General features: G+C 65.2%; 23 protein-coding genes and 3 tRNA genes. 10 read left to right on the top strand and 16 right to left on the bottom strand.

Going from position 1 to position 20975, the window contains the following annotated elements; genetic code table 11:
• Positions 1–100: 100 nt before the first annotated feature.
• Positions 101–739 (bottom strand): TrmH family RNA methyltransferase, encoded by a 639-nt coding sequence (locus AC4D2Q_RS06095; protein WP_490945640.1) that lies wholly within the window; start codon positions 737–739, stop codon positions 101–103.
• Between the two features lie 169 nt (positions 740–908).
• On the opposite strand from AC4D2Q_RS06095, the gene AC4D2Q_RS06090 reads away from it, so the two are divergent.
• Positions 909–1661 (top strand): HAD-IIA family hydrolase, encoded by a 753-nt coding sequence (locus AC4D2Q_RS06090; RefSeq protein ID WP_227891138.1) that lies wholly within the window; start codon positions 909–911, stop codon positions 1659–1661.
• Positions 1662–1703: 42 nt separating this feature from the next.
• Here AC4D2Q_RS06090 and AC4D2Q_RS06085 read toward each other — a convergent pair whose 3' ends face one another.
• Both AC4D2Q_RS06085 and pyrE read right to left on the bottom strand, forming a co-directional pair.
• Entirely contained in the window at positions 1704–2717 is a 1014-nt protein-coding gene (locus AC4D2Q_RS06085) for an alpha/beta fold hydrolase (RefSeq protein WP_490945639.1), read from the bottom strand.
• Between the two features lie 48 nt (positions 2718–2765).
• Positions 2766–3335, bottom strand: a complete 570-nt coding sequence (gene pyrE, locus AC4D2Q_RS06080) for an orotate phosphoribosyltransferase (RefSeq protein WP_490927577.1) — start codon at positions 3333–3335, stop codon at positions 2766–2768.
• A gap of 65 nt (positions 3336–3400) precedes the next feature.
• On the opposite strand from pyrE, the gene nadE reads away from it, so the two are divergent.
• Genes nadE through AC4D2Q_RS06065 form a run of 3 tightly spaced genes read left to right on the top strand, consistent with a single transcriptional unit; the run spans position 3401 to position 5928 of the window.
• Positions 3401–4237, top strand: a complete 837-nt coding sequence (gene nadE, locus AC4D2Q_RS06075) for an NAD(+) synthase (RefSeq protein ID WP_490927576.1) — start codon at positions 3401–3403, stop codon at positions 4235–4237.
• A 30-nt stretch (positions 4238–4267) separates the two neighbouring features.
• Positions 4268–5071 (top strand): exodeoxyribonuclease III, encoded by an 804-nt coding sequence (locus AC4D2Q_RS06070; RefSeq protein ID WP_490945638.1) that lies wholly within the window; start codon positions 4268–4270, stop codon positions 5069–5071.
• 2 nt (positions 5072–5073) lie between these two features.
• Complete coding sequence (locus tag AC4D2Q_RS06065) at positions 5074–5928, top strand: DUF8083 family protein (protein ID WP_490945637.1); 855 nt, start codon at positions 5074–5076, stop codon at positions 5926–5928.
• 18 nt (positions 5929–5946) lie between these two features.
• Here the strand turns inward: AC4D2Q_RS06065 and AC4D2Q_RS06060 are convergent, their stop codons facing one another.
• The 9 genes from AC4D2Q_RS06060 to AC4D2Q_RS06020 all read right to left on the bottom strand — a co-directional run bounded on the left by AC4D2Q_RS06060 (position 5947) and on the right by AC4D2Q_RS06020 (position 9278).
• Positions 5947–6558, bottom strand: a complete 612-nt coding sequence (locus tag AC4D2Q_RS06060; protein ID WP_490945636.1) for a hypothetical protein — start codon at positions 6556–6558, stop codon at positions 5947–5949.
• The gene (locus tag AC4D2Q_RS06055) at positions 6555–7139 is read right to left on the bottom strand and encodes a DUF6286 domain-containing protein (protein WP_490927572.1); all 585 of its coding nucleotides are present in this window, start codon (positions 7137–7139) and stop codon (positions 6555–6557) included. Before AC4D2Q_RS06055 ends, AC4D2Q_RS06060 begins: the two co-directional genes overlap by 4 nt.
• On the bottom strand, positions 7136–7531 hold the full coding sequence (locus AC4D2Q_RS06050; protein WP_490945635.1) for a hypothetical protein: 396 nt from the start codon (positions 7529–7531) through the stop codon (positions 7136–7138). Before AC4D2Q_RS06050 ends, AC4D2Q_RS06055 begins: the two co-directional genes overlap by 4 nt.
• Positions 7528–7719: a hypothetical protein gene (locus AC4D2Q_RS06045; RefSeq protein ID WP_400929742.1), complete on the bottom strand. Its 192-nt coding sequence runs from the start codon at positions 7717–7719 to the stop codon at positions 7528–7530. Before AC4D2Q_RS06045 ends, AC4D2Q_RS06050 begins: the two co-directional genes overlap by 4 nt.
• A gap of 64 nt (positions 7720–7783) precedes the next feature.
• Positions 7784–8314: an Asp23/Gls24 family envelope stress response protein gene (locus AC4D2Q_RS06040; RefSeq protein ID WP_490927570.1), complete on the bottom strand. Its 531-nt coding sequence runs from the start codon at positions 8312–8314 to the stop codon at positions 7784–7786.
• A gap of 56 nt (positions 8315–8370) precedes the next feature.
• On the bottom strand, positions 8371–8814 hold the full coding sequence (locus AC4D2Q_RS06035; RefSeq protein ID WP_490945634.1) for a pyridoxamine 5'-phosphate oxidase family protein: 444 nt from the start codon (positions 8812–8814) through the stop codon (positions 8371–8373).
• A 124-nt stretch (positions 8815–8938) separates the two neighbouring features.
• A tRNA-Phe gene (locus AC4D2Q_RS06030) sits at positions 8939–9014 on the bottom strand.
• A gap of 58 nt (positions 9015–9072) precedes the next feature.
• Positions 9073–9146 (bottom strand) — tRNA-Asp (locus AC4D2Q_RS06025).
• A 59-nt stretch (positions 9147–9205) separates the two neighbouring features.
• Positions 9206–9278, bottom strand: a tRNA-Glu gene (locus tag AC4D2Q_RS06020).
• A gap of 158 nt (positions 9279–9436) precedes the next feature.
• Between AC4D2Q_RS06020 and AC4D2Q_RS06015 the strand changes: the two genes are divergently transcribed.
• Both AC4D2Q_RS06015 and AC4D2Q_RS06010 read left to right on the top strand, forming a co-directional pair.
• Positions 9437–9796, top strand: a complete 360-nt coding sequence (locus AC4D2Q_RS06015; protein WP_400930911.1) for a metallopeptidase family protein — start codon at positions 9437–9439, stop codon at positions 9794–9796.
• Positions 9797–9809: 13 nt separating this feature from the next.
• On the top strand, positions 9810–10739 hold the full coding sequence (locus tag AC4D2Q_RS06010) for a cation diffusion facilitator family transporter (RefSeq protein WP_490945633.1): 930 nt from the start codon (positions 9810–9812) through the stop codon (positions 10737–10739).
• Between the two features lie 15 nt (positions 10740–10754).
• Here AC4D2Q_RS06010 and AC4D2Q_RS06005 read toward each other — a convergent pair whose 3' ends face one another.
• Positions 10755–11759 (bottom strand): universal stress protein, encoded by a 1005-nt coding sequence (locus tag AC4D2Q_RS06005; RefSeq protein ID WP_490945632.1) that lies wholly within the window; start codon positions 11757–11759, stop codon positions 10755–10757.
• A 271-nt stretch (positions 11760–12030) separates the two neighbouring features.
• On the opposite strand from AC4D2Q_RS06005, the gene AC4D2Q_RS06000 reads away from it, so the two are divergent.
• Complete coding sequence (locus AC4D2Q_RS06000; protein WP_490945631.1) at positions 12031–12735, top strand: FAD-dependent monooxygenase; 705 nt, start codon at positions 12031–12033, stop codon at positions 12733–12735.
• 149 nt (positions 12736–12884) lie between these two features.
• The gene (locus AC4D2Q_RS05995; protein ID WP_490945630.1) at positions 12885–14315 is read left to right on the top strand and encodes an NCS2 family permease; all 1431 of its coding nucleotides are present in this window, start codon (positions 12885–12887) and stop codon (positions 14313–14315) included.
• Positions 14316–14441: 126 nt separating this feature from the next.
• Here the strand turns inward: AC4D2Q_RS05995 and AC4D2Q_RS05990 are convergent, their stop codons facing one another.
• The 3 genes from AC4D2Q_RS05990 to AC4D2Q_RS05980 form a co-directional block, all read right to left on the bottom strand.
• On the bottom strand, positions 14442–15317 hold the full coding sequence (locus tag AC4D2Q_RS05990; protein WP_490945629.1) for a spermidine synthase: 876 nt from the start codon (positions 15315–15317) through the stop codon (positions 14442–14444).
• Between the two features lie 136 nt (positions 15318–15453).
• Positions 15454–15798, bottom strand: coding sequence for a thiamine-binding protein (locus AC4D2Q_RS05985; RefSeq protein WP_490927563.1), 345 nt, complete (start codon positions 15796–15798; stop codon positions 15454–15456).
• A 62-nt stretch (positions 15799–15860) separates the two neighbouring features.
• Complete coding sequence (locus AC4D2Q_RS05980) at positions 15861–17411, bottom strand: APC family permease (RefSeq protein ID WP_490945628.1); 1551 nt, start codon at positions 17409–17411, stop codon at positions 15861–15863.
• Positions 17412–17686: 275 nt separating this feature from the next.
• On the opposite strand from AC4D2Q_RS05980, the gene pta reads away from it, so the two are divergent.
• Positions 17687–19759 (top strand): phosphate acetyltransferase, encoded by a 2073-nt coding sequence (gene pta / locus AC4D2Q_RS05975; RefSeq protein ID WP_490945627.1) that lies wholly within the window; start codon positions 17687–17689, stop codon positions 19757–19759.
• Positions 19759–20916 (top strand): acetate/propionate family kinase, encoded by a 1158-nt coding sequence (locus AC4D2Q_RS05970; RefSeq protein ID WP_490945626.1) that lies wholly within the window; start codon positions 19759–19761, stop codon positions 20914–20916. Before pta ends, AC4D2Q_RS05970 begins: the two co-directional genes overlap by 1 nt.
• Positions 20917–20975: the final 59 nt, after the last annotated feature.

The raw sequence follows: 20975 nt of genomic DNA, 5'->3' as shown, positions 1-20975 counted from the left end.
CTTCCTACATCCTAGCCACAAGTATCCGTCCGGCAGCAGGTCATGTCACCGGGGAACGGGCCGCGGCGCCACAAGGAACAGAAGGCCGTTCCTTTTGGGGTCAATTTACCTTTTGGCCGAAGACATGGCGCCGGATCCAGCCGTGCATTGCAATGGCCGCGGCGGAGCCGGCATTGATGGAACGGGTGGAGCCAAACTGGGCAATGGAGAGGGTGGCTTCCGCGGCTGCGTGGACTTCCGCGCTGAGGCCCGGCCCTTCCTGGCCGAACACCAGGACACAGTTCTCCGGAAGCTCGTAAGTCTCCAGAGGCACGGAGTCCGGAAAGTTGTCGATGCCGATGATGTGCAGGTCCTCGCTCCGGGCCCATTCCACGAAGTCCTCCACCGTGGGGTGGTGGCGGACGTGCTGGTAGCGGTCGGTGACCATGGCTCCGCGGCGGTTCCAGCGCCGTCGTCCGATGATGTGCACTTCCTTGGCCATGAACGCATTGGCGGTGCGCACCACGGTGCCAATGTTGAAGTCGTGCTGCCAGTTCTCGATGGCAACGTGGAACGGATGCCGCTTGGTGTCCAGGTCCGCCACGATCGCCTCGTGGTTCCAGTAGCGGTACTCGTCCACCACGTTGCGGGCGTCGCCGTTGGCCAGCAGCTCCGGGTCCCAGTGGTCACCCTCCGGCAGCGGACCTTCCCAGGGGCCCACGCCCACCTGCTGCGCAGGCGCAGTTTCTACTGTTTCCACGGGCGGCTCCGGCAATTGCTCAACGCTCTCTATCACCCTTCAAGCGTAAGGTGAAAGACTGGACCGCACGATCGCGGCAACCAGCGATGAGACCGGGAACACCCGTCGGTGTGAACTGAAAAGGAACAATGTGGGCGAAAACGAGAACATTGAATGCTGGCTGACGGACATGGACGGCGTCCTGGTCCATGAGAACAATCCCATTCCGGGTGCAGCCGAACTCATTGACCGTTGGGTGGCCACCTCCAAGCGGTTCCTGGTGCTGACCAACAACTCGATTTACACTCCGCGGGACCTTGCGGCCCGGCTGCACGCCTCCGGACTGGAAATCCCCGAGGAAAACCTGTGGACGTCGGCGCTGGCCACGGCCGAGTTCCTCAAGGACCAGGTCAAGAACGCCGGTGTGCCGGGACGCTGCTTCGTAGTGGGCGAAGCCGGACTGACCACGGCCCTGCATGAAGCCGGAATGATCCTCACGGACACCAACCCGGACTATGTGGTGCTGGGCGAAACCCGCACCTATTCCTTCGGCACCATCACCAAGGCCATCCGCCTGATCATGGGAGGCGCGCGCTTTATCGCCACCAATCCCGACGTCACCGGCCCGTCCCCGGAAGGCCCGCTGCCGGCCACCGGAGCCATCGCAGCCCTGATCACCGCCGCCACCAATATGAAGCCCTACATTGTGGGCAAGCCCAACCCCATGATGTTCCGCTCCGCGATGCGCAAGATCGATGCGCATTCGGAAACCACCGCCATGATCGGTGACCGGATGGATACGGACATCATTGCGGGCATCGAGGCCGGGCTGACCACGGTCCTGGTCCTCAGCGGCATCACGCAGCGCGAAGACATCAATTCCTATCCGTTCCGGCCCACCCAGATCGTCAACTCGGTCTCGGACCTGATCAGCACGGTGTAGTCCGGCCGGCGGCCGGAGTTCCGCAGCGTCCGGAACCGGATCCTAGTACACGGATTTCAGGCCGCCGCCCCGCTCCGCGGGAGAGTACAGCCGCAGCACCTCACCCACTACACGCTGGTAAACACCCGGATTCCACTGCGGGCTGGCATGCGCCGGTCCGGCGCCCTCGGTCACCAGGGAGTCGGAGACCAGGTTCTTCGGAAACGCTGCCGCCCATCCCGCCCTGGCGCTTCGGTAGTTCACCGTGCGGTCTTCCGGATTCCCGATGAAGGCCAGGGACGTGCCGGCCAGGGAATTCGCATAGCGCTGCGCGTCGTAGTGGTAAATGTAGGACGCCTGCGACTGGATCAGCGTGGTGGACGGCGCCAGCGGGGAGAGCTGCTCCAGTGTCTGGTCCGCCACGGTGCGCCAGGTCCGTTCATGTTTGTGCAGGACCCGCTCCCCCAGCTCGTATCCGCCGCGCACCACGCTGGGAATCCGGTAGCCGGCGTCGTACAGGGCCGCCACCCCTTCAAACATGTCATGGTCCAGGACATCCGTGCCCGCTGCGGGACTGGAGTCCAGGATGATCAGTTCGACGGCGATGCCCCGCTCCCGCAGCCGGGCCGCCACCTGCACGGCCAGCATGCCGCCGAAACTGTGCCCGTAGAAGTAGATGCGCCGCATCTGATGAATACGGATGTACCGGAACACGGCGGCAACAATGTCTTCCACGTCCAGACCCCGGTTGGAATATCCAATGCCGGCCAGCTGCCCCCGCAGGGTTAGTGCCGGGCGCAGGGAATTCAGGATCCAGACAGCCTCCTCCCAGCTGGTCTTATAGCCGGGAAAGAGGAACCAGGAGGCTGCGGGAAAGCGCCGTTCGGCTGTCTCGTCGCGGACACGCAGGATTTCCAGATCCTCCCGGTACCGCTGGATCAGCCGGGTCACGAACAGGTCCGAGGCCAGCGTCAGCCCCAGGGCACTCCCGGCCAGGAATCGGCGGCGGGAGAATCGTTTAAGGTTGACCGCGGTCCGCAGGAACTCCGCCGGATCCTCGTTTCCGTGCGAGCTCACAGGCGCACTCACGAGGGGACCGGTTCCCGCAGCCGACCCCTGCCGGGCCTAGTCCAGGCCCAGCTCATCCTTGCCGAAGGCATAGAGGTAGGGCACGCCGGCTTCGGCTTCAATGCGCTCCTTCGATCCGGTGTCCCGGTCCACGATCACGGCAACGGCCACCACGTTCCCGCCGGCCCGGCGGACACCTTCCACGGCTGCCAGCGCCGATCCGCCGGTGGTGGAGGTGTCTTCCAGGACCACCACGTTCCGGCCGGCAACATCGGGGCCCTCAACCTGGCGGCCCATGCCGTAGGACTTCTGGGCCTTGCGCACCACAAAAGCGTCAATCGGCCGGCCGGCGCGGGCACCGGCATTCATGACGGCCGTTGCCACCGGGTCAGCACCCATGGTCAGTCCGCCCGCACTTTCAAAGGCAATGCCTGCCCGGTCAATCAGGTCCAGCATCACGTCGCCCACCAGCTGGGAGGCCTCGTGGTGCAGGGTAATGCGGCGCAGGTCAATGTAATAGTCAGCCTCCGCACCGGAGGAAAGAATGACCTTGCCGCGGACCACGGCCAATTCACTGATCAAATCCAGGAGGCGGGCACGGGCAGCGGGAAGAACGGGCGCAGTCATGGCTTTCATCCTAGCCGAGTGCAGGTTCGGGACAGAGATGTGACGGGAGATATAGGGTGGACCACATGCGCCAACTACAAGCTGAAATCATCGCCGAAATGGGCGTGCGGCCCACCATCGATGCCGCTGCGGAAATCCGCCGCCGAGTGGATTTCCTGAAGTCCTATCTGGCGGCCTCCCGCACCGGTGGTTTTGTCCTGGGAATCAGCGGGGGAATCGACTCCACGCTGGCGGGCCGTCTGGCCCAGCTGGCCGCCGAAGAACTTCGCGCCGAGGGGACCGAGGCGCAGTTCATTGCCCTGCGCCTGCCGTACCAGGTCCAGCATGATGAGGCGGATGCCCAGGCAGCTCTGGAGTTCATCCGGCCCGACCTCTCCTGGGTCTACAACGTTGCTCCGGCCGTTGACGGCTATGAGGAGGAGTACGTGAAGATGAGCGGCGAGCGGATCAGTGATTTCAACAAGGGCAACATCAAGGCCCGGGCGCGGATGACCGCGCAGTACGCTGTCGCAGGGCAGCACAACCTGCTGGTGATCGGAACCGACCACGGCGCGGAATCCGTCACCGGCTTCTTCACGAAGTACGGCGACGGCGGAGCCGATGTCCTGCCGCTGTTCGGCTTGAACAAGCGCCAGAACCGGCAGCTGCTGACCGAGCTCGGAGCTCCGGAGGTCCTGGTGCACAAGGCTCCCACAGCAGACCTGCTCGATGACGCTCCGGGTCAGACCGATGAGACGGAGCTGGGAATCAGCTACGACACCATCGACGATTACCTTGAAGGCCGGGAGGTTCCCGAAGAGGCCGCGGAGAAGATTGAACGCCGGTTCCTGATGACCCGGCACAAGCGCACCGTGCCGGTCAGCATCCTGGACACGTGGTGGAAGCCGGAAGGCATGCCCTGATCGGGCTGCACATTCGGTAACGTAGCAAGGGTGAAGATTGCTACCTGGAATGTGAACTCCATCCGTGCCCGTGCCGACCGCGTCGAAGCGTGGCTGCAGCGCTCCGACGTTGACGTGCTGGCCATTCAGGAAACCAAGGCCAAGGACGAGAATTTTCCGTGGGAAATCTTTGAGAACAACGGCTATGAAGTGGCGCATTTCGGCCTGAGCCAGTGGAACGGCGTGGCCATCGCCTCCCGGGTGGGGCTCGACGACGTCGAGCGCACCTTCCCGGGCCAGCCTGCGTTCGGGAAGACCGAGGCGACCACCGCCACGGAGGCCCGCGCGATCGGCGCCACCTGCAACGGCGTGCGCGTCTGGAGCCTGTACGTGCCCAACGGCCGGGCCGTAGGGGATCCGCACATGCCGTACAAGCTGCAGTGGCTGGACGTCCTGAAGGACCAGGCCGCAGGCTGGATAAAGGACAACCCGGAGCTGCCGCTGGCACTGGTGGGCGACTGGAACATCGCTCCCCGGGATGAGGATGTGTGGGACATTGACTGGTTCCGCGCCCAGAACGCCACCCACATCACCGAACCGGAGCGGGCAGCGTTCCAGGCCTTCCTCGACGCCGGATTCACCGACGTCGTCCGCCCCTACACGCCCGGCCCCGGTGTCTATACTTACTGGGACTACACGCAGCTGCGTTTCCCGAAGAAGGAAGGCATGCGCATCGACTTCGTCCTCGGCTCTCCCGCTTTTGCCTCCCGCGTTACCGGCGCTTCCATCGATCGTGAGGAGCGCAAAGGCAAGGGCGCATCAGACCACGCTCCCGTGATGGTGGAGCTGGACTGACCATGAGCGCGCATCCCCAGCGCTCCCTGTACCGCACGTTCCCCTACGTGTCCCATCTGCGCGTCTACGAGCCGTTGGACGTGTTCGACGACGACCAGCAGCTGGTCATCCTGGAACAGCGCGCACGGGGACGCCATGAAACCGAAGTCCTGGAGCGCAGCGACGCCGTCCGGCGATTGGTGCGTGCGGTGTCGGATCCGTTCCCGCACGGTTCCACGGATCTGGTGCGGGTGCTGCATTACCCGGGCCATGAAGGCTCCACCCGCCGGCTGTACTGCCCCAACCAGCTCGCCGTCCGGACCTCGCTGGCAGCGGAGTCACTGGGCGAAAGCATCCGCGGACCGCTCGTGGACGTGCTGGTGCCCGAGGTGGCCCGGGAGGCACACGCCGCACGGATAGATCCCGATTCCTTTGCCGACTCGCTGGCCCGGCTGCACACCCGATCAGCGACCTGGGGCGTGCCGTTCGGCTGGTTTGTGCTCCTGCACGAGGACGACCACAGCGAGGTGGTGGAGGATGACGGAAAGGTCCAGACCGTCCGGCTCTCCGCCCCCGTTTCCCAGTGCCTGGACCGTGCCCGCCGTGCCACCGCCGCACTGGCGCTGGCCGCACCGGAACTCGACCTGCTGGACGAGCTCGACGAGCTGACCAACTGGCTGGAAGTCTTTTCCGAGGATGCAGTGCTGGAGCTGGATTACGGCCCCGTGGCGGACCTGGTTTTCCCGGACGACTCCCCCTCGGACGTCCGTCTGGGCATTGAATCCCTCGCCGAAGGGGACATGACCGGCGCCGCCGCTTCCTACCGCAGGCTGGCCAACCGCTGGATTCCGATCCGTCAGCTGGCCCGCGCGAGCTGACGGACCCGGACTGCGCTTTTACCGGACGCGGTCCTCCCGGCTGAACCGCAGTTTGCGTCCGGCATCGATACTGATCAGCACCACCGTTTGGCGTCCAAGTGCGGCATCGAGCGCCTCAACCAGGCGCGTGGCATCGGCCGCAATCAGGTGGGGTGCAGCGCCGTGCCGGGGGTTGATGCGGATCCGCAGCGCTGAGCTGCCGCGGATGTCGTAGGTGCTTACGGCTGCGGCAGCCACGTCCGGATCTTCCTGCAGCGCAGCCCGCAGCGCCTGTTCCGCCACAGCGCTGCTGAGGGCAACACGGCCGGGGGCGCCGTCGTCGTCGTATTCCGAAACCAGGGTTCCGCTCCGGCCCCGGCCCTGCGCCGCCGCCCACAGGACCAGCAGCACAATCGCCAGCAGCATAAGCACCGCCAGCAACACCCAGATCCAACTCTGGGACTGCCCGGGCAGCGCGGTTTCCGCACCGAAGTTCCGGATCCGGTCCAGTACCCCGGGGGCAAAGGACTGCCAGCGGCGGGCGGCATTGCCGTCAAAGCTGATCCAGAGCAGGCCGCCGCCGATACCCATCAGGATCAGGCCCAGCAGGCCCAGCAGGACGCGGTTCACTACCCGCGGAGTCCGGTTCACTGCCCGATCACCCCCGCTGTGGAAACCGAGACGCGCACGTCCGGCTGCGGATCCAGTCCGGTCAGCTGCAGCTCTTCGGCCACGGCGTCCCGTACTGCCTCTTCGCTCACCGGAACGCCGGAGGTGGGGCGGATCCGAACATCCACCCGGGACCGGCCCACGGTGACCAGCACCTGCTCGGGGCTGACACCCGCGGTAAGCCGGGCGCACCGTGCCAGTGAGGAGGCCAGCACTTCCGCGTCCACGACAACGGCGGCGCGCGGGTTCGGCAGGGCATAGCGCGGCCGGCGGCCGGGCAGGACAGCCTGGAGGAAGAAGACGAGTCCCGCCAGCAGGATCAGCAGGCCGCTGAGCCCTAGGATGGCGGAGTCGGTTTCTGCGGGCAGGCGCGCCAGCCAGCTGCCCAGGGCGCCGGGATCCGTTAGCCAGGGCTCCTGCCCCAGTGCCTGCAGCGTTGCTTCCAGCAGGACATACAGGAAAAAGAGAATGCCCAGAATCACCACAACCACGGACGCAGCGGCCCTGCTGGCATGGGTTTCACGGCGTACGATCCGCTGCGTGCGGATGTCCCTGCCGCTCACCGGACCCTGCTTGCTTCATCGACCTGCACACCGGTGATGCGCACGTTCACCCTCGAGACCAGTGAGCCGGTCAGCTCGGTCACCTTGTCCTTCAGGAGGGCTTTGGCTTCATGGGCGCGGTCCCAGACCGATCCTCCGACACGGTCCACGAGACCCGGATCGGCGGCAATGCGGGTCAGCGGCGGCAGGGACGCGGGCAGCGCCAGTGACAGGGCCAGCATGCCCTGGTCATCGGACCAGGACACCCGGATCTGGGCCGGGGGCACCCGAAAGAACTCCGCAGCTGCAGCCTTGGCCGTGGAGGTCAGCGCCTGTGTGCTGATGCGGTTGTGTCCGGCGAGGGCGGAGCTGTGCTCAAGCACCGGGAAAACCACCGGGACTGCAGAGCTCACGAGGACGAACGGCGTCCGGTCAGCGCATCGCGGACGGTGCGGAAATCCACTTTGCCCTCGGCCGCCCTGCCGAAGAGGGCCCCGGCTGCAATGAACAGTGCCATCAGCAGGAATCCCCAAAAATCAAAAATCAGGGCGGTGAAAGCCAGGACAGCCCCGATCGCCATGCCCGTTACGGTTGGTTTCATTATTCCTGCCTCATGACGGTGATCCCGAACTCTTCTTCGACCCTATACCGCTGCGGAGCCTTCGCTAAGCCGGCGTGGAGCCGGTCCTCGGCTTGTCGGAACGGCCTTCGGCGGCGCCGGGGATCTGTACGTCACTGACGTCAACGTTCACTTCCACCACCCGCAGGCCCACCAGGGATTCCACTGCGGAATAGACCGACGCCCGAACGTTGTCGGCAATGCGGGTCAGCGGCGTCCCGTAAACCGCCACCAAGGTCACATCCACCGCCACTTCAGTGTCACCCACTTCCACATGGACACCCTGCGTGGCGCTGGAGACGCCCACTGCATCCCGGACAGCACCCAGCGCCCTTCCGGATCCGCTGCCCGTTCCCAGGGCAAAGACGCCGTCCACGGACCGGGCCGCAATCGCGGCAATCTTGGCCACGGCCTGCTCGCTGATGGCGGTCTTGCCGCCGATCACGGTTCCCGCGGCACCGGCCGGGCTGGAAAGGGGGGCATGCGACGGCGCCGGGTGGGGTGCTGCAGCACCGATACCGCCCGCGGCCGGGCCGTCCTGAGCGGAGGAATAATTCTGGTTCACGGCGTCATCCATGCTGCCCAGCGTATCCTGCAGCCCTCGTTTTTGGGCAGGTAATGCCCCAGAGCCCTTCACCGCATCCCCACGCGGCGCCCGGTAAGGATGCCGGGCGCAATGCTGACGAAAACATCGCGCTGCCCGCCGCCCCACGGCTCATCCATGCGCCGGCCCCAGAGTTCCGTCAGCAGGTTCGGATCCCGAACTGCCGAAGCACGTCCGCTGAGCAGGACCGACCATCCGTCCATGCGCGCTGAGTCATGGTCATCAATCTGAAAGGACGCGTTCCACGATTCCGATCCGCTCCCCAGGGCGCCTCCGGGGGAAGTGCGGAAGTACACCGACTGGTCGTGGACCACGTAATGGACCGGAAATACGAGCACCCGACCGTTCTCCTGGTACGCCACCCGTCCGATTCCGCCGCCGGCCAGCAGCGCCCAGCATTCGGTTTCGCTCAGGTCCTCGCTCTGATGATGAGCCGCGGTATCCCCGATAAAATCCTGCGCATCCGTCGCCATCTTTGCCTCCGAAGGTTGATTTCGGACCAGTCAAACGCAAACGGGAGAATTTTGGGAAGAGAAGCACCGGCCACCGGCCGCCGGGCAAAGAAAAACCCCGGACTCGTAAGTCCGGGGTTTTAGCTGGTGGCTCCGACCGGCGTCGATCCGGTGACCTTTCGATTTTCAGTCGAACGCTCTACCAACTGAGCTACAGAGCCGGGCATCATCGCAACCGATGATCACCGAGATCTTCCAAATCGCTTCAGAAAATCTGAGCGACCCTGACGGGACTCGAACCCGCGACCTCCGCCGTGACAGGGCGGCGCGCTAACCAACTGCGCTACAGGGCCTTGCTTTTCACGAGTGTAAACTCTACCAGCATTTCGCCGGTCCAATTACCACTCCTGAGTACCCCCAACGGGATTCGAACCCGTGCCGCCGCCGTGAAAGGGCGGTGTCCTAGGCCGCTAGACGATGGGGGCCTTTAGAACACACGGGAACGCTTTGAAGCGGAAGATTCCGTTCGTTTGCGCCCCTGTGGACTCATAAAACTATAGGGCCTGTTGGGGCAAACAGCAAAACGAGCTGATCAGGGCCCCGGACCGGGCACCGCACTAGAGTGGCTTAGGTGCCAATAGACATGCTTCCGGACGACTTTGAAACTGCAGTTGATGACGCCATCGACTCCATCCCCGCGGACCTGGCTGCCGCCATGAACAACGTGGCCATCTTCATTGAGGATGAGTACGAACCCCGCCCCGGCGAGGACCCGGAAACCGAGCTGCTCGGACTTTACGAGGGCACTCCCCTGACGGAACGTGACTCCTGGTGGGATGCCGGTTCGCTCCCGGACCGCATTGTCATTTTCCGCGGGCCGCTGATGCGGATGTGTTCCACCCGGGAGGAGCTGGTGGATGAAATCCGCATCACAGTGATCCACGAGGTGGCCCATCATTTCGGCATCGATGATGAGCGGCTGCATGAACTCGGCTGGGGGTAGCTAGCCTTAAGGCATGGGAGATCATCACGGCCACAGCCACGGACTGCCCGCGGGCACCGCAACCGGCAGGCACCGGCGCAAACTGCTGATCGTTTTTGTCATTACCCTCAGCGTTGTTTTCCTTCAGGTTGCCGGCGCCGTGTTGTCCGGGTCGCTGGCACTGCTGGCTGACGCCGGCCACATGCTTTCCGACGCCGCCGGCGTCTCCATTGCGCTGCTCGCGGCGTGGATCGCCACCCGCCCGGCCACCAAGCGCCGCACCTACGGCTATCAGCGCGCGGAAGTCCTGGCCGCCCTGGCCAACGCCGTACTGCTGATCGTGATCGCCACCGTCATTTTCATTGAAGCCATCCGCCGGTTCGGAACGGAACCGGACGTGCACACCGGACTCATGCTCACTGCCGCCCTTGTGGGCGGGCTGGCAAACCTTGCCTCGCTGCTGGTGCTGCACAGCGGCCGCAAGGAAAGCCTGAATGTGCGCGGCGCGTATTTGGAGGTCCTGGGCGACCTGCTGGGATCCGCCGCGGTGGTGGTGTCCGCCGTCATCATCATGCTCACCGGATATCAGCAGGCGGACTCCTGGGCCTCCATCCTCATCGCCCTCATGATCCTGCCGCGGGCCTGGTCGCTGTTGAAGGAAGTCATCGACGTCCTGCTTGAAGCCACCCCGCAGGGCGTGGACACGGAAATGATCCGGAACCACATTGTCCGGGTGGACGGCATCTCAGACGCCCACGACATCCACATCTGGACCATCACCTCCGGCGTTCCGGTGTTCTCGGCGCACGTGGTGGTTGACGACGACCACCTTACGTCCGAACGGATGGACCAGCTTCTGGACCGGCTGACCACATGCCTCAGCGAACACTTCGACACCGAGCACTGCACGTTCCAGCTGGAACCGGCCAGCCATGCCGTCCACGAAGGGCAGCAGCACGCCTGACCGGAACAGCTCCGCTCACACTTCGGGCAGGGCCCCGAACGACGCCCGGTCATCAAGGCGCGGGTCCTCATGGTCCGGAACAACCATCACCGGCCCCTTGGCGTGGTGGAGCACGCTTTGACTGGTGGAGCCCATCAGCATCCCGGCGAAACCGCCGCGGCCGCGGGTTCCCATCACCAGGAGCTCCACATCAGCCGTCCGGTCGATCATGATTTCCGCCGGGGCGCCGTCCAGGAGCTGGACGGACATCGGCACATCGGGGAAATGGCTCTGCAGCCAGGCCTGGCCGGCCCGGAGCTGCTCGGCAAGTTCCTCGTGCAGGGCCTCAACGTCCATCGGGGCGGGCACCCAGGCAAGGGAACCGCTGAAGGGAGGCAGCGCGCACAGGATCTGCAGGGGAAGCCCGCGGTCCTTCGCCTCTTCGGCGGCAACGAGGGACGCTGCGCGCCCCTGCTCGGAACCGTCAACACCCACCACGACCACGTCCTCGACGGTCTGCACGGTGGGCGCTCCGGCGGGCGGCCGGACTCCGGCCTCGGGCAGGCGCCCCGCCGTCCGCAGCGGGACCACCACCGTGGGGCACTTGGCATGGGCGGGCAGCGCGCTGGAGACAGATCCCAGCAGGCGCCCCACAAAACCGCCGCGGCCGCGTGAGCCCACAACCATCAGGTCCGCTTCTTCGGAAAGTTCCAGCAGCACAGCCGACGCGTCTCCGGTTTCCACCCGCGGAAACACTTCAATGTTGTAGCCGCTGATGCGTTCAAGGGCCTTGTCCAGCACTGCCTGTGCACCCTCGCGGATAATCGCGTCGTCCATGGTCGTATATCCGGCATCCATGGACGAGGCCGCAAAGATGGGCACGGTGTAGGCAGTGATCACGTGCAGCGGACTTCGCCGCCGTTCAGCTTCCTTTGCCGCCCACACAAGGGCGCAGATGCTCTGATCGGATCCGTCCACTCCCACGACGACGCCGGGCGACGTCTCCAGTCCGCTGTCCTCGTTCCATACTGAACCGCTCACAGTGCCGTCCCCTCCCAGTCCATTCACGGCTGCCGATGCGCTTCCCTGAACGCCCGCACAGTGATTCCACCCGTAGCCTACAACGCTCTTTGCCCGCTGAACCCGGCCGTCCCGAACACGCCGAAAGCGGCACTACACAGAGGTTGCAAACACGGATAGGCTTCGGGCAGCACAACCGGAGAACGCCCGCTCAGGTCTTGGGGCGTCCAACTGCAGGAGCGGAAGAGGCGCCGTTCTGCGCAGCCTTGATCTATGTCAGGGGGTTGCCTCAGTGGGTAGAGCAAGGAAGGGCAGAGCAACCGGCACCGGTACGGGCACGGGTAAGAGGACGGGCACTTCGGTTGGCACGTCGGCCAGTGCAAATTCCGGCAGTTTCCCTGCAGGCGCGCCGCACACGGAGGTAACAGCCGCCGTCGTTATTGGCTGTGGACTGAGCGGACTGGCGGTGGCCAGTGAGCTGAGCCGGCACGGCGTCGAGGCAATTGTCCTGAACGGTCTGGCGCAGGACACCGAGTCCGCCCACTCTGCGGTTCGGGACGCCGGAAGCCTGCCGGAGCGTGCAGAGCTGCTGCGCCTGCTGCACGGTTATGCAGCTGGACATTCACTGGACATCCGGACCGGCACCGCCGCACAGGGCTTGGGCCTGCTGCGCGGCTCCGGAGTTCCGGTCCCCGTCCCCGGGACAACCAAGTGGGCCATCCATACTGATGAGGGCATCCTCCTGGCGGACGCCGTGGTGCTCACCGGCTGCGGAAAGCGGGCTCTCCTGGGCCTCGTCCGCTCCCTCGGGTTCGCAGCCGGCACGGATCTGCGGAACGCCCTGCGCAACGTGGGTTTGTACGTGGTGGGTGCCGGCGAAGCACTGGCCTGTCCCACCCGGGAACTCGCCCGTTCCGCCAAACGGGCAGCGGAGGACATAGCCGTTCGGAACAGCGCACTCGCCGGCCGTCACGGGCTGCAGACAGGTATCGCCTAACTCACCCCAGCCCTCTGCAGGGGACGAAGATCACGTTTCGGGGTCCGGACAGCGTTCCTGTTCCCCTCTGGGTGGCGGGGCGGCCGCGATAAGATCGGATGGCGGGATCTTCTTACCCTCAAAGCCACCACCCATTCAGAGGATGCGTCATGCTCAAACAAGGTTCAAAGCTGGACCGATATTTTGAAATCTCCAAACGGGGTTCGTCGGTCTCCCGCGAAGTCCGGGGTGGTTTGGCCACATTTTTCGCCATGAGTTACATCGTGGTCCTGAACCCGCTCATCCTCGGCGGCCCTGATTCCGCCGGAAATCCGCTGGCCGCTCCTGCCGTTGCAGCAGCCACGGCCCTCGTTGCCGGTGTACTGACGATCATCATGGGGGCTTGGGCCAAGCACCCGTTTGCGCTCGCCACCGGGCTGGGCGTCAACGCCTTCGTCGCCGCGACAGTGGCAACCAATCCGGGACTGACCTGGCCTGATGTCATGGGCCTGGTCCTGCTGTCCGGCGTGACCATGTTCGTTCTGGTCCTGACCGGTTTCCGGACCGCTGTTTTCAAGGCCGTTCCTGCCAGCCTCAAAACGGCAATCGTCGTCGGCATCGGCATGTTCATTGCCCTGCTGGGCTTTGTGAACGCGGGCTTTGTCCGCCGCATCCCCGACGCAGCCGGCACCACCGTTCCGCTTGAACTGGGCTCCGGCGGACAGCTGCTGGGCTGGCCGAGCCTGGTCTTCGTCGTTGGCCTGATCATCACAATCGTCTTGATGGCCCGCAACGTCAGGGGTGCCATCCTCATTGGCATCGTGACCTCCACCGTCCTCGCCGTGATCATCGAGACGGTGGCCTCCCCGGGCTCCCAGGGCGCCGGCGTGGAAACCGGCTGGTCGCTGGTGACCCCGAGCATGCCGCAATGGGCGGCACCCGATCTTTCCCTTCTCGGCGAGGTCAGCGTCTTCGGCTCATTCCAGACCCTTGGGGTTGTTGCGGCATCCCTGCTGACCTTCGTGATCCTGCTCAGCATCTTCTTTGACGCCATGGGCACCATGGTGGGCCTGGCCTCCGCGGCCGGTTCAATCGATAAAGACGGCAACATCCCGAACGTTGACCGCGTGCTCCTGGTGGATGCCGCCGGCGCCGTTGTTGGCGGTGCCGCGGGTGTTTCCTCCAACCAGATTTTCGTGGAATCCGGCTCCGGCATTGCCGAAGGTGCCCGCACCGGCCTGGCCTCCGTGGTCACAGGCGTGCTGTTCATCATCGCAATGTTCCTGACCCCGCTGATCTACCTGGTGCCCTTTGAGGCCGTCGCCCCTGCGCTGGTGGTGGTGGGATTCCTGATGGTTTCCCAGGTGGGCAAGATCGACTGGAGCGACATCGGGCTGGCCATTCCGGCATTCCTGACGATCGTCCTGATGCCGTTCACCTACTCCATCGCCACGGGCCTGGGCGCAGGCTTCGTCACCTTCGCAGTGATCCGTCTCTTCCAGGGGCGCGGCAAAGAAGTCCATCCGCTGATGTACGTGGTTGCCGCAGCGTTCGTGCTGTTCTTCTCCGTAGGCGCCGTTTCCGCCGCTCTCGGCGTCTAGCCCTCCCGCTAACTGACAGCCGCCAACTGACAAAGGCCGCCCGAAACGCATGACGCGGATCGGGCGGCCTTTGCCGTGCCAGGAGTATCTAACCTGTGGTTCCGGTTCGGTGCACCCGCCGGCCGCTTAGCCGGCGGCAGCCTGCGCGTCGGTGAGGGGGCGGGTTCCGGCGGCAAAGGACCTCACCTGCGCGTCATCCCACAGATGCGCCGGCACCCCGCCGCCAAGCAGCGTCCGGGGCAGGGACGGGTGGCCGGCGAAGGGCAGGTCGGAGCCGGCAATGATCATGTTGCCGTACCTCCGGCCCTTGAGCATGGCCGGGTCCGCCACAATCGCGGTATGGGCAAACACCTCGCACACAGCTGCAGCTTCGCGGCGAGCACCGCGCAGGTCCGGGGTGTCACCGCAGTTGATGATGTACAGCCCGCCCGGAGAGAGCACCCGGGCCGCCTGCGCCGTGAATTCGAGCGTGGTCAGCGGCAGCGGAGTCTTGGCTCCGGCGAAGACGTCGCGGATCACCAGGTCGCGGCTGTCATCGTGCAGCGTTTCGGTCACCTCGCGCGCCTCACCCACGCGCAGGCGCATCAGCGGCGCACGGGGAAGATCAAACCAGGCGCGCACCAGTTCGGCCAGGCGGCCGTCCAGTTCCACCACCACCTGCCGGGCGTTGGGGTAGCCGGCGGCAAAGTAGCGGGCCATGGAACATGCGGCGCCGCCCAGATGCAGGGCCCGCAGCTTGGCGTCGGCCTCCCAGTGGGTGTCCACCAGGGCGGCAATCCACCGCATGTATTCAAAATCGAGCTGGCGGGGATCCGCAACATCAATGTGTGAGCTGTGGACGCCGTTGACCTTCAGGATCCAGCCGTTGGGATTGAACTGGTCCGGGATCAGTTCGCAGGTACCGGTGTCCACCGGATAGGTTCCGGCCACCGGCCCGGAGGAGGGGGCGCCTCCGGTGTCCGCGGTGTCCGCGGTTGCTTTCCCCGGCCGCTGGCGGCCCATCAGGCGGCCGTCCCGTAGGTCGGGATGGCCCGGAAGGAACGGGCCGACGTCGTCGTGCTGGGGGTAAGGGTCATGCCTCCAGTTTAAGGCTCGGCCAGCTGAGGTCCCGGTCCGGGCCGGCTGCCGCGGGCGGGGATCAGCCGGCCGCCGGGCGGGAGCGGTCCAGGGCTGCCTCCAGGCGTTCCACCTTGCCCTCAAGTTCGCCGGTGTGGCCGGGCCGGATGTCCGCCTTGAGGACCAGGGACACGCGGCTGCCGTAACGGCCCACCGCTTCCGTGGCGCGGCGCACCACCTCCATCACCTCGTCCCATTCACCCTCCACCGTGGTGAACATGGAATCCGTGCGGTTCGGCAGGCCGGATTCGCGGACAATCCGGACGGCAGCGGCGACGGCGTCGTGCACCGACGCGTCCGCTGCTTCGGGGCCTGCGGGAGTGTCCGGACCAATGCCGGACGGAGCGACTGAAAAGGCAACCAACATGCCCTCCAGTCTGCCACCGGTTCCGCCGCGCACAAGCCCTGCGGCGGAACCGGTGAGCCGGGTCAGGCCTCCGGCGCGGGCGAAGCCTGTTCGCGCTCCAGCCGATCGGCACGGGCATCCCGCTCCGCCTGCCGGATGTCCGCAAACTTCTCATTCATCCGGGAGTGCCGCTGCCCGTAGGCGAAGTACAGCAGGAAACCGATCAGCAGCCAGCCGGCAAAGTAAATCCAGGTTTCCACGGCCAGGTTGGTCATCAGGTACAGGCACAGCAGGGCTGACAGCACCGGGATCACCGGACCGAAGGGGACGCGGAAAGCAGGCTTGAGGTCCGGGCGCTTGCGGCGCAGCACCAGCACGCCGAGGCTGACCACTACAAAGGCGGACAGGGTGCCGATGTTGATCATTTCCTCCAGCACGTCCACCTGCGTGAATCCGGCCACCAGCGCCACCAGCGTGCCGCAGAGGATCTGCAGGCGGGCGGGCGTTGCGTGCTTGTCGCTGGTGCGGGACAGCTGGCGCGGCAGCAGCCCGTCGCGGCTCATGGCCAGTACCACCCGGGCCAGGCCCATGAGCAGGACCATGATGACGGTGGTGAGGCCGATCAATGAACCGACCGCAATGACCTGCGCTGCCCAGGGGTTGCCCACCAGGGTGAACGCCGTTGCCAGGTTCGGCGCTTCTGCGGCCGCGAGCTCCGTGTAGGGAACCATGCCGGTCAGGGCCAGGGAAACACCGATGTAGAGCAGCGTGACCACTGCCAGGCCTGCGAAGATACCGCGCGGCAGGGTCTTGCCCGGGTCCTTCACCTCTTCAGCCGAGGTGGCAACGACGTCGAACCCAATGAACGCGAAGAAAACGATCGCGGCACCGGCAAAGACGCCGAGCGTGCCGTACTGCGCCGGCGCAGCGCCGGTGAGGAAGGAGAACAGGGACTGTTCCATGACGCCCTGGGCTCCCGGACCCTCGGTGGAAACGCTGTCCGGGATGAACGGGGTGTAGTTCTCTGCCTTGACGTAGAAGAAGCCGGCAACAATGACGAACAGCACCACGCCCACCTTGATCAGCGTGAAGACGTTGCCCACCTGTGCGGACAGCTTGGTGCCCATCACCAGCAGAACGGTGAAGACCGCCACGATCAGAAGGGGACCCCAGGTGAGGTCCACCGGGCCCAGATCCAGAGTGGCCGGAATATCCAGGCCCAGCAGCTTGAACACCTCGCTGAGGTAAATGCCCCAGTACTTGGCGATCACGGCCGCCGCGGTGAACAGTTCCAGGATCAGGTTCCAGCCGATGATCCAAGCAATGAATTCGCCCATTGTGGCGTACGTAAAGACGTAGGCCGATCCGGCAACCGGGATGGCCGTGGCAAACTCGGCGTAGCACATGATGGCCAGCGCGCACGTGAGCGCGGCGAGGACAAAGGACAGGGTTACGGCAGGGCCGGAAAAGTTTGCGGCTGCTTTGGCGCCCACGGAGAAGATGCCGGCGCCCACTGCCACTGCCACGCCCATGATCATGAGATCCCAGGTGGTCAGGGAGCGTTTTAGCCGGCGCCCCGGTTCATCGGCGTCGGCGAGGGAATCCTCGATGGGCTTGGTTCGGAAGAGGCTCACAGCGGTCCTTGTACTCGGGTAATCCGTCAAAACTACCGACCAATCGTAGGCTTCAGGCCGTTAGTCCCCAGTTTAATCCCACATCGTGAGACGCGGCAGTCGGCGAACGGGATCGAAGCGGCCTCCGAAGCACCGGTGAAGCATGTCAGCTAGCTACTGCGCGGTGCATTTGGGAGGATGTTAGGAGTGTTGGGGACCACACTGTCCGGCGGGTTGCCGGATGGGGCCGCGGCACCGCTCGTGCAATCCTGAAGCCCCACAGATCGGACAACATCATGGCCCGTGGAATTTACATCAGTGCCATGACCCCGGGGTCCGGAAAATCCCTGGTCACGCTGGGCCTTGCCGACATGCTGCTGCGCCATGCGGACCGGGTGGGGTTTTTCCGGCCGATTGTGGAAGGCGCCGAGCCGGCGGAGGACCCCATGGTGCGGCTGATGCAGCGCAAGTTCAACCTCACCGCGGAGACGAGCCGCGGCGGCCTGACCCGCAAGGAACTGCGCGCCCTGCTGGTTGCGGGCGAACGCGGCGAGGTGGATTCACGCTGCATGGCCATCTACAACGAGGTGGCAGCGCACTGCGACGTGGTGATTATTGAGGGCACTGATCTGTCGGGGCACGACGTCGCTCTCGAGTTCGACCTGAACGCCCGCCTCGCCAACAACCTGGGTGCCGTGGTGCTTGCCGTGGTGAACGCCCGGGAAATGAGCGTTGCTGAAACGGCCGACGCCGTGGACCTGGCCCGCCACGAGCTCAGCACCGCCCGCTGTGACCTGCTGGCCATGATGGTCAACCGCGCCGATCCGGAGGTTTTGGATCAGGTCCGCGCCGCCGTGCGGCCGGGTGCATCCGGCCGGCCCGTGTACGTGATGCCGGAGCTCAACGAAATTTCCCAGCCGTCCATGTCCGAGGTCGCCAAAGCCCTGAACGCCCGCCAGGTGGCCGGCAGTGCGTCGCTGGAGCGGGACGTTGTCGGCATCAAGGTGGCGGCCATGACCGTGGGGAACTTTATTTCGCAGCTGGAGCACGGCAACCTGGTCATCGCCCCGAGCGACCGCGCGGACGTCATGGTGGCCGCACTGGCCTCCGCCGTCGCACCGGAGTTTCCGGTTCCCAGCGGCATGGTCCTGACCGGCGGCCTGCCCATTGATGCAGGCATCCTCGCACTGCTGTCCCAGGCACCGTTCCCGGTCTTCGCCGTGAAGGAAGACACCTACACCTCGGCCCGCAAAGTCAGCCGGGTCCGCGGCGAGATAGCGTCCGGGCAGCGGCGGAAGGTTGCGGCCGCCCTGGGCGTGTGGACCCGGCACGTGGATGAGCATGAGCTTCTTGAGCGCCTGGAACTGCCCCGGCCGGAGAAAACCACGCCGCTTCGGTTCCTGAATGAGCTCATTGTCCGTGCCCGCTCGCAGCGCAAGCACATTGTCCTGCCCGAGGGCCTGGACACCAGGGTGCTCCGGGCAGCGGAAATCCTGCAGCGCCGCGATGTGTGCGCACTGACCCTGCTGGGACCCGAAGGGCAGGTCCGCGAGCTGGCGGCCAGCGAGGGCATCGACCTCAGCGGAACCACCATCATCAACCCCGCCACCAGCGGACTGCGGGACGATTTTGCCCGCGAATACGCAGTTCTTCGGGCCAAGAAGGGCGTCACGCTGGAGGATGCCCGTGATCGTATGCTCCACGGGGCATATTTCGGAACCATGATGGTTCATCTGGGCCGCGTGGACGGAATGGTCTCCGGTGCCGCCCACACCACTTCCAACACCATCCGCCCGGCACTGGAATTCATCCGCACCAAGGACGGCGTGGACATTGTGTCCTCGGTGTTCCTCATGCTGCTGCAGGACCGCGTGCTGGTGTACGGGGACTGCGCCGTGAACCCGGATCCGGACGCCAAGCAGCTGGCAGACATCGCCCTGGCTTCCGCGGACACCGCAGGGAAATTCGGTGTGACTCCGCGGGTGGCCATGCTCTCCTACTCCACGGGGGCCTCGGGCAAGGGGGAATCGGTGGAAATGGTGCGCGAGGCCACCGAACTGGTCCGCAGCCGCCGCCCCGATCTCCCGGTGGAAGGTCCCATCCAGTACGACGCCGCAGTGGACGCCACCACTGCGGCGTCAAAGCTGCCGGGCTCCCATGTGGCCGGGCATGCCACCGTTTTCATCTTTCCCGACCTTAATACCGGCAACAACACGTACAAGGCTGTTCAGCAGTCAGCCGGCGCAGTGGCTGTGGGCCCCATCCTGCAGGGACTGCGCAAACCGGTCAACGACCTCTCCCGGGGCTGCACCGTTGAGGACATCGTCAACACCGTGGCCATCACCGCGGTCCAAGCCCAGGAGGGCTGATGCTGGTACTGGTCATCAATTCCGGATCCTCGTCACTTAAATACCAGGTCCGGGACACCGGGAGCGGCGAACTCCTGACCAAGGGGATCATCGACCGGATCGGCGAGGAGCCGGTGCCGGATCACGGGGCGGCACTGGAAGAGCTCAGCTCCCGCCTGCCTGCTGCGCTCGGCGGCCGCGAGGTGGACGCCGTCGGGCACCGGGTGGTTCACGGCGGCGAGCGCTTTAGCGAACCCGTCCTGATCAACAATGAGATTGTCCGCTCCATTGAGCGGCTCAGCCCGCTGGCGCCCCTGCACAACCCGGCCAGCGCCCGGGGCATCCGTGCCGTGCACGACAAGTGGCCCAAGATCCCGCAGGTGGCCGTCTTTGACACCGCCTTCCACCGCACGCTGCCGGAGGAGGCATGGCGTTATGCCCTTCCAAACAGCCTCTACCGGAAATACGGCATCCGCCGATACGGATTCCACGGAACCAGCTACGGCTTCGTGGCTCCGGCCGCAGCACGTTTCCTGGGCATTGAACCGGACCACTTTGACGGCGTGATCGCCCACCTGGGCAACGGAGCCTCGGTTGCCGCAATCAAGGACGGCAAAAGCATCGATACCTCCATGGGCTTTACCCCGCTGGAGGGGCTGGTCATGGGCACCCGCAGCGGCGACGTTGATCCGTCCATTCTGGTTTTCCTGCTCCGGGAAGGCTATGACGCGGACACCCTTGATGATCTGCTGAACCGTGAATCCGGGTTGCTGGCACTGGGCGGAGCTTCGGACATGCGGACCCTGACGGAGGTCGCGGCCGGCGGAAATGAACAGGCTGCCATGGCCCTGGACATTGCCGCCTACCGGCTGGCCAAGTACATCGGCGCCTACCACGTGGCCGTAGGCGGCGCCCGGGCAGTGGTCTTTACGGCCGGAATCGGTGAGAACGCCTGGGAGTTCCGTGAACTGACGGTGAATCGTCTTGGCGCCCTGGGGATCTCCCTGGACCCTGAGGCGAACCGCGCCCGAGGATCCGCCGCACGGCTGATCAGCGCTCCGGATTCAGCCATTCCCGTCCTGGTCGTGCCCACCGATGAGGAAGAAGCGATCGCCGAAGCCACGGCAGCCGTAGTGGCTCGAAACAGCACCTCTCCTGCGGGCGCTGCGTCCTCTTAACGAGTGCCGTGCCGGTAACCGGCGTCGGGGTGCAGACAGACGGCAGCCAGTGGGCTAAC

It is taken from the genome of Arthrobacter sp. TJ-178 (genome assembly GCF_058269275.1).
This window is presented reverse-complemented; position numbering and strand designations above follow the sequence as displayed.

What these genes read in the sequence shown, in the direction of transcription:
- AC4D2Q_RS06090 (WP_227891138.1), top strand. Translation starts at nt 909, where the DNA reads ATGGACGGCGTCCTGGTCCATGAGAACAATCCCATTCCGGGTGCAGCC.
- pyrE (WP_490927577.1), bottom strand. Translation starts at nt 3,335, where the DNA reads ATGACTGCGCCCGTTCTTCCCGCTGCCCGTGCCCGCCTCCTGGATTTG.
- nadE (WP_490927576.1), top strand. Translation starts at nt 3,401, where the DNA reads ATGCGCCAACTACAAGCTGAAATCATCGCCGAAATGGGCGTGCGGCCC.
- AC4D2Q_RS06065 (WP_490945637.1), top strand. Translation starts at nt 5,074, where the DNA reads ATGAGCGCGCATCCCCAGCGCTCCCTGTACCGCACGTTCCCCTACGTG.
- AC4D2Q_RS06045 (WP_400929742.1), bottom strand. Translation starts at nt 7,719, where the DNA reads ATGAAACCAACCGTAACGGGCATGGCGATCGGGGCTGTCCTGGCTTTC.
- AC4D2Q_RS06040 (WP_490927570.1), bottom strand. Translation starts at nt 8,314, where the DNA reads ATGGATGACGCCGTGAACCAGAATTATTCCTCCGCTCAGGACGGCCCG.
- AC4D2Q_RS06035 (WP_490945634.1), bottom strand. Translation starts at nt 8,814, where the DNA reads ATGGCGACGGATGCGCAGGATTTTATCGGGGATACCGCGGCTCATCAT.
- AC4D2Q_RS06015 (WP_400930911.1), top strand. Translation starts at nt 9,437, where the DNA reads ATGCTTCCGGACGACTTTGAAACTGCAGTTGATGACGCCATCGACTCC.
- AC4D2Q_RS06010 (WP_490945633.1), top strand. Translation starts at nt 9,810, where the DNA reads ATGGGAGATCATCACGGCCACAGCCACGGACTGCCCGCGGGCACCGCA.
- AC4D2Q_RS05995 (WP_490945630.1), top strand. Translation starts at nt 12,885, where the DNA reads ATGCTCAAACAAGGTTCAAAGCTGGACCGATATTTTGAAATCTCCAAA.
- AC4D2Q_RS05990 (WP_490945629.1), bottom strand. Translation starts at nt 15,317, where the DNA reads ATGGGCCGCCAGCGGCCGGGGAAAGCAACCGCGGACACCGCGGACACC.
- AC4D2Q_RS05985 (WP_490927563.1), bottom strand. Translation starts at nt 15,798, where the DNA reads ATGTTGGTTGCCTTTTCAGTCGCTCCGTCCGGCATTGGTCCGGACACT.
- pta (WP_490945627.1), top strand. Translation starts at nt 17,687, where the DNA reads ATGGCCCGTGGAATTTACATCAGTGCCATGACCCCGGGGTCCGGAAAA.
- AC4D2Q_RS05970 (WP_490945626.1), top strand. Translation starts at nt 19,759, where the DNA reads ATGCTGGTACTGGTCATCAATTCCGGATCCTCGTCACTTAAATACCAG.